The sequence below is a fragment of the Streptomyces sp. NPDC088554 genome (assembly GCF_044752945.1).
GTDB lineage: Bacteria > Actinomycetota > Actinomycetes > Streptomycetales > Streptomycetaceae > Streptomyces.
This window is the reverse complement of the sequence record NZ_JBIVMF010000091.1, coordinates 1-1,957: the sequence shown is the minus strand read 5'-3', so window position 1 is coordinate 1,957 and position 1,957 is coordinate 1. Positions and strand designations below refer to the sequence as shown.

General features: G+C 68.7%; 1 protein-coding gene. It reads left to right on the top strand.

Going from position 1 to position 1,957, the window contains the following annotated elements; all coding sequences use genetic code 11:
* On the top strand, nucleotides 1-1,957 hold a 1,957-nt coding region (locus tag ACIP8W_RS31905), incomplete at both ends, for a type I polyketide synthase (protein ID WP_402205907.1).

Here is a 1,957-nt window from a genome sequence, read left to right as displayed (position 1 = left end):
CGGAGCTGATCCGCACCCTGGTCCCGGCGTCGGCGGGTGTACGGCGCCGGACGGCAGCCGCCGCTGCCGATGCAGCCACCGGCGAACAGGAGCTGGCCGGGCATCTGGCCGGGTTGTCCGACGCGGCACGGGAGCGCGAGCTGTTGGCGCTGGTGCGCAGGCACGCAGCGGCAGTCCTCGGCCACGACGATACGGAGGAGGTGGGAGCCCAACAACCTTTCAAGAGCCTGGGTTTCGACTCCCTCATCGCGGTGGAACTCCGTAACCGTCTCGTCCAGGTGACCGGCCTGCGGCTGCCCGCGACCCTGGTCTTCGACCACGCGACCCCGGCCGCACTCGCAGGGCACCTCGCCGAACGTCTCCTCCCCACGGACTTCGCCGACCAGACGCAGCCCGCTGACCTCCCCATGCCGCACACGCACGACGGCGACAGGGCCGGTACCGACGAGCTGGTAGTGATTGTCGGCATGGGCTGCCGTTTCCCGGGTGGAGTCAACTCACCTCAAGATCTCTGGGAGTTGGTGTTCAGCGGTAGCGACGCGGTCGGCGGTCTGCCACTGGACCGAGGGTGGGACCCGACCACCCCGGGCACGGGTGCCGGAGGTGGATTCCTTTACGACGCCGCAGAATTCGATGCCAGCTTCTTCGGTATTTCGCCGCGTGAGGCGTTGGCGATGGACCCGCAGCAGCGGCTCCTCCTCGAAACGGCGTGGGAGACCTTCGAACGGGCGGGCATCGACCCGGCGGCGTTGCGCGGCAGCCGGACCGGCGTCTTCATCGGCACCAGCGGACAGGACTACCCCGTCGTGTTGGAGGGCGCACCGGAAGAGGTGGATGGTCACGTTGGTATTGGCAACGCGGCGAGTGTGATGTCGGGCCGGCTGTCGTACTCGTTCGGTTTCGAGGGCCCGGCGGTGACTGTCGACACGGCCTGCTCGTCGTCCCTGGTGGCGTTGCACTGGGCCGTCGAGGCGCTGCGCAAGGGCGAGTGCACACTCGCGCTCGCAGGCGGTGTGATGGTCATGGCGACCCCGGGTGTCTTCCAGGAGTTCTCACGTCAGGGGGGCCTTGCCTCGGACGGTCGCTGCAAGTCCTTCTCCGCCGACGCGGATGGTACGGGTTGGGGCGAGGGTATCGGCCTCCTCGCGGTCGAGCGGCTTGCTGACGCGGAGCGCAACGGCCACCAGATTCTCGCTGTTGTACGCGGCTCGGCCGTGAACCAGGACGGTGCTTCCAACGGCCTCACCGCCCCCAACGGCGCCGCCCAGCAGAAGGTCATCCATCAGGCGCTGGCTTCGGCCCGTCTCACCCCGGCTGACATCGACGCGGTGGAGGCACACGGCACGGGTACTCGCCTCGGCGACCCGATCGAGGCTCAGGCGATCGTCGAGACGTATGGCCGGGGACGCCCCGAGGATCGGCCGCTCTGGCTCGGCTCGGTGAAGTCCAACATCGGTCATACGCAGGCGGCGGCTGGTGTCGCGGGCGTCATCAAGATGGTGATGGCGCTACGGAACGGGGTTCTGCCCCAGACGCTCCACGTCACCGAACCGACCCCCGAGGTGGACTGGTCGGCAAGCAGCGTACGAATCCTGATGGAACGCCAGGACTGGCCGGAAGTAGATCGGCCTCGCCGGGCGGGCGTCTCCGCGTTCGGTATCAGTGGGACGAACGCGCATGTGGTTCTGGAGCAGGCGCTTTCCGGGCCGGTGGTCGAGTCTGTGGGTGTGGCGCCGGTTGTGGTGCCGTGGGTGGTGTCGGGTCGGGGTGTGGCGGGTCTGCGGGGGCAGGCGGAGCGGTTGCGTTCGTACGTCACGGAGCACCCTGAGCTGGACGTAGTGACTGTGGCACGCTCGCTCGTCGGTACGCGGTCGGTGCTGGAGCGGCGTGCGGTGGTGGTGGGCCGGGGTCGTGGTGAGCTTCTGTCGGGGTTGGCTGCGTTGGCGGTGGGTGAGCA